Source organism: Kitasatospora aureofaciens, assembly GCF_019192735.1.
GTDB classification, from domain to species: domain Bacteria; phylum Actinomycetota; class Actinomycetes; order Streptomycetales; family Streptomycetaceae; genus Kitasatospora; species Kitasatospora aureofaciens_A.
Genome location: NZ_JAHTKP010000132.1, coordinates 1 through 4,874 on the forward strand (window position 1 = coordinate 1; position 4,874 = coordinate 4,874).

5 protein-coding genes are annotated in these 4,874 nt (G+C 69.9%); 3 read left to right on the forward strand and 2 right to left on the reverse strand.

Annotated elements, in window-relative coordinates; all coding sequences use genetic code 11:
* Positions 1 to 135: 135 nt before the first annotated feature.
* On the forward strand, positions 136 to 354 hold the full coding sequence (locus KV557_RS41295) for a hypothetical protein (protein ID WP_218207256.1): 219 nt from the start codon (positions 136 to 138) through the stop codon (positions 352 to 354).
* 12 nt (positions 355 to 366) lie between these two features.
* Here KV557_RS41295 and istB read toward each other — a convergent pair whose 3' ends face one another.
* Both istB and istA read right to left on the reverse strand, forming a co-directional pair.
* Positions 367 to 1,185: an IS21-like element helper ATPase IstB gene (gene istB, locus KV557_RS41300; protein ID WP_218207257.1), complete on the reverse strand. Its 819-nt coding sequence runs from the start codon at positions 1,183 to 1,185 to the stop codon at positions 367 to 369.
* On the reverse strand, positions 1,182 to 2,441 hold the full coding sequence (gene istA, locus KV557_RS41305; RefSeq protein WP_218207258.1) for an IS21 family transposase: 1,260 nt from the start codon (positions 2,439 to 2,441) through the stop codon (positions 1,182 to 1,184). The genes istB and istA overlap by 4 nt, the downstream gene beginning before the upstream one ends.
* Positions 2,442 to 2,645: 204 nt before the next feature.
* Here istA and KV557_RS41310 point away from each other — a divergent pair, with 204 nt between their 5' ends.
* The gene (locus tag KV557_RS41310) at positions 2,646 to 2,810 is read left to right on the forward strand and encodes a hypothetical protein (protein ID WP_218207259.1); all 165 of its coding nucleotides are present in this window, start codon (positions 2,646 to 2,648) and stop codon (positions 2,808 to 2,810) included.
* A partial coding sequence (locus KV557_RS43895) for an integrase (protein WP_308130317.1) occupies positions 2,807 to 4,874 on the forward strand: 2,068 nt, incomplete at its 3' end. The genes KV557_RS41310 and KV557_RS43895, both read left to right, overlap by 4 nt.

The window sequence follows — 4,874 nt, forward strand, 5'->3', positions numbered from 1 at the left end:
TCTCCTGCAACGGGACTCCCGGTGATCGTCTTGCTCAGCACAAGTTGATCTATCAGGACGTCCCGTTGCGTCATTCAGCAGGGCTTGACGTGCAGCTCAAGACCCAAACGCAACGGCGTTGACTTCAGGGAGTGGATGGGTTCATCGAGGTGCCGGCTGTGTGCACGCTCCAACGGGTCCCGTGACCTCACCGACGGCTACTACCTCTGGCCGGAAGGGCTCGCCCACTACGTCCTCGACCATGGAGTCAGGCTGCCGGCCGAGTTCACCGACCACATCGAGCAGAGGCGTGAAGCCCTGGAAAATCTGGAGCGGGATGTCGCCTGGTGGCGCGAGAACGCCTCCAGGATGTAGGCCCCGCAGCGTTCAGTCGCGGGTGGCGCGGTTCTCCTTGGCGAGGAGCTCGCGCCGCTGGCGGGTGCGGTAGGAGTCGCCGGTGAGGGTGAGGACCTCGGCGTGGTGGACCAGGCGGTCGATCATCGCGGCGGCCACGACGTCGTCGGAGAAGGTCTCTCCCCACCGTCCGAAGGGCAGGTTCGAGGTGACCATCACGGAGCCCTGTTCGTAGCGGGACGCGATGAGCTGGAAGAACAGGTTCGCGGCGTCCTGGTCGAAGGGGATGTAGCCCACCTCGTCGATGATGATCAACTTGTAGCGGCGGATCTTCTTCAACTCGGCGTCCAGACGCCCGGCCTGGTGGGCCCCCTGGAGCCGGGCGATCCAGTTGCTGGCGGTGTCGAACAGGACCGAGTAGCCGGCGTGGGCGGCCTTGACCCCCAGGCCGATGGCCAGGTGGGTCTTGCCGATCCCGGGCGGGCCGAGCAGGATCACGTTTTCCGCCTTCGCGACGAAAGTGCCGGTCGCCAGGTGCGCGAGGACATCGCGCCGCAGCGACGGCAGGTGGTCGAGGTTGAAGTCCTCCAGCGTCTTGACCTGCGGGAAGTGGGCGGTGCGGATCCGCATCACGGTGCCCTTGGACTCCCGGTCGGCGACCTGCCGCTGCAGCAGCGCGGCCAAGTACTCCTCGTGGGACCAGTTCTCGTCCCTCGCCTGCTCGGCGAGCTCCTCCCAGAACGCGCCGATCGTGGGGGTCTTCAGGACCCTCGTCAGGTAGGCGATCATGGACGGCAGGCCGTCCTTCGTCGCCGTGCCGGTCCCGGCCTTCGCCTTGGTGGCGGTGGTCATTCGTTGCTCGCTCTCGTGCTCGAAGGGTCGAAGTCGACGCCGAACAGGGCGTCGTAGTCGGGCAGTGCCCGCAGCGCGACGGCGTGTCCGTCGGCGTGGTGCCTGGTCGCGGCCTGGCGCTTCTGCCGGTCCAGGGCCAGCGCCTGGCGCATGCGCTGGGCGGTCGCGGCATGGACGGGGTCGGTGACCACGATCTGCTTCGCCCAGGACCGCTGGTGGTGGGCGACGAGCTGGCCGTCGCAGAACACCGTCACCTCGTGCGGGGAGGCGGTGACGTCGACGAACCGGCCGATGGCCTGCGGGTCGACCGAGTAGTCGACGGTGTCGACGCGGACGTAGTAGTCGCGGCCGAGGCGGACCCGCTGGTTGAGTCCCATCGGCGGGTCGAGGGGCGGCAGCGGGATCATCGACAGGTAGTCGGTCTCCAGCAGGTCGACCGGTCGGCCCTGGATCGAGCGGACGGTGCGGGCGTTGGCCCTGTCCAGCCACTCGGCCAGCTGCTGGTTGAAGTCCGCCGGGGAGGCGAACGTCCGGCCGGGCAGGAACGAGGTCTCCAGGTACTGGTTGTTCCGCTCGACCAGGCCCTTGTATTCGGGGTCGCGGGGCGGCGCGAGCTTAATCCGGGTGGCCAGGGTGCCGGCGAACGCCGCTGCCGGCGCGGTCACCCGCCCGGTCCCGCCGATCGCCGCCTCGCGGTCCCAGACCAGTGTCTTGGTGACCCGGCCGATGCCGCTGATCAGGTCCCACATCCCCGACAGGATGTCGCCGCCCTGCCGTGAGGGGATCATCACCGCGGTCATGAACCGGGAGAATCCGAGCGTCATCACCAGCACCGGCAGCACCCGCTCCTGCCCCGGTGCGACCGGCATCTTCGGCTCCGGGAACCACAGGTCGCACTGGGCGATCTCGCCCGGTTCATAGGTCACCCGGTCGACCGGGTCGATGCCCACGTACTCGGGCCGGATCAGGGCCAGCTTCCTCTTCAGCGGCGACAGCGAGTGCGGCCAGCTGATCCGCTCGGCGACCACCGGTGCCGGCATCCTGGGCCACTCGTTCAACAGGAACCGGATCTGCGGCTCATACGCATCCGCCACCGACCCGCGCGGCGCCCGTTCATACTTCGGCGGCCGGTCCGAGTTCAACGCGGCCCGCACCGTGTTCCGGGCCACCCCCAGCCGCCGCGAGATCTCCTTGATGGGTACGCCCTCCGCTCGATGCAGCCGGCGTATCTCTGCCCAGTCCTCCACTTTCAGCACCCTCCAAGACTCGGGAGGGGTCAACTTTCGGAGAGCGCCTGGGGGTCAGTTTTCACGAAGCGGCGACACCCCTGGCCGGACGGGGCCGGCGGATGCGCGGCGGACTTCCTGCTCTGCCTCGGCTGCCGCAACGCCCACGTCCATCCGGGGCACCACGCGCGCCTGGCCCACCTGCGGCAAGAACTGCTGAGCCTGCGGTCGGTCTTGCCCACTGCATCATGGCGGGCGGGCTGGAGCCAGCACGCCGCCCGGCTCGATGACCTGCGGGACAGGATCGGCCACGCCTCCTGGGACGCCGCCCGCGTCCAGGCGGACGGCGACGACCGCGCCCTGGTGGAGCTGCTACTGAAAGGGACGATCCGACCGTGACCACCGCCCGGGCCGCCGCCGACCGCGCGAGCGACCCGTACGTTCTGCCCATGCCCCATCCCGACTGCCCCGTGGTGCTGGCGCAGTGGATCAGCCCGGGCAACACCCACCCCAACTCCCGCTACCAGGAACCCGTCTGGTCGATGGGCCCGCTGATCGACAACCCCGCGTCCTCTCTGGACCGCGTCTTCTGGCGGAACTGCCCGTCGCCGTTGCGCGACCAGCTGAAGCTGATCGCCTGGACAATGATCAACGGCCGGCTCCGGCCCACCTACCTCCACAACCGGGGAGTCCAGGCCAGAGCACGCACCTCCGGCAGCGACATGTACTCCACCTGCAACGAGTGGATGCGGCTCGCCCGCTGGCTGCACCGGCACGGTGTCACAGACCTCGGCGCCTGCACCGCCGAGTGGTGGCGCTCCTTCATCGGCGAGCGCCTGGCCGACCTCTCACGCACCACCGCGGCGATCGTATGCGGCCGCCTCACCGACCTGTGGGCCTTCGACGGGCTCAGCGCCGCACCCACCGGCATTGCGCAGCCTCCTTGGGAGACGGAGGGGGTGGACGACTTCCTTCCCGCCGCCGGCAGGGGCCGAGTCGAGAACACGACGGAGCCGCTGGACCCGCAGGTCCTCGGCCCGCTGCTGGTCTGGGCGATCCGCTTCGTCGACGACTTCGCCGACGACATCCTCGCCGCCTGGGCCGAGCGCGGCCGCATGGTCGACCTCGCCGCCGCGAACCGGGCAACCCCGGCCACCTGGACGGCACTGGAGCAGTACCTGCTGCCGATGGTTCGCGCCGATGAGCCCCTGCCCGCCAAGGCGGACACGCACAAGACGTGCGTATCGCACCAGTACGTCGCCGCGCTGACCGGCGCCAGCACCGGTCAGGTCGAACGATTCACGCTCCGGCACGGCCTGGCGGCCCTCGTGAACCGAACGCCGGGCCCATGCCCGCTCGGGGTGCTCGTCCAAGGCCGTCTCGACGGCCAGCCCTGGCGCGAGAGCATGGACTTCCACGAAGTGCCGCAGCTGATGCGCCACCTCGGCACCGCGGCCGCGATCGTATGCCTCTACCTGACCGGCATGCGCCCCCAAGAGATCCAGAACCTGCGCTCCGGCTGCTGCCCCGACCCCCAGCCTGCCGCCGACAGCCCGCCCGGCCGCCACCTGATCCACAGCCGCCACTTCAAGAACGTCACCGACTCCGACGGCAACCACATCTCCGCTGGCGAAACCCGCACCATTCCCTGGGTCGCGATCACACCGGTCGTCAACGCCATCCGCGTCCTGGAAAGAACCGTTCCCGAAGGCGAGCTCCTATTCAGCAGTACACACCACTGCACCCAGGGCCGCACCGGCTCACTGAAGACCGGCACCCTCAACACGCGGATCAAGGACTTCACGGCCTGGATCAACCACGAGGCCGCCACCAAGGACCTGGCGGGCCAGAGCGTCCCCGACGACCCGCACGGCCCCGTCACTACCGACCGCTTCCGCCGCACCCTGGCCTGGCACATCGCCCGCCGACCTGGCGGCCTGGTCGCCCTCGCCATCCAGTACGGCCACATGCGCACCGTCCTGGACGCCCGCACCTCCGCCCGCTACGGCTCCCGCAGCCGCGGCGGCATCCACACCGTCCTCGACGTCGAGACCGCGCTCGCCGCGGCCGACACCGCCGCCCGCCTGCGCGACCAACTCGCCGCCGGCGAACGCATCTCCGGCCCCGCCTCCCGCCGAGCGATCACCGCAGCCGCCCACGTTCCCCGATTCGAAGGCCGCATCGTCCCGCGCACATTCGTCCCCAAGGCCCGCGCCTACCTCGCCCGCGACGGCATCGTCCTGTTCGACAACCCCGACGCCCTGCTGATCTGCGCCTTCAAACGCGACAGCGCGCTGTGCGAACCGGACCCCGGCGCCAACGCGCCCCGCCAATACGACTGCCGCCCCGGCTGCGCGAACACCGTCCGCACCGACACCCACGCCCGCCTGCTCCGCCAACGCGCCGACGAACTCGACCACCTCGCCGGCCGGGCGCCGACACCGGTCGCCCGCCGCCTGCACA

Coding starts and splice junctions, on each gene's coding strand:
- KV557_RS41295 (WP_218207256.1), top strand. CDS start 136: ATGGGTTCATCGAGGTGCCGGCTGTGTGCACGCTCCAACGGGTCCCGT.
- istB (WP_218207257.1), bottom strand. CDS start 1,185: ATGACCACCGCCACCAAGGCGAAGGCCGGGACCGGCACGGCGACGAAG.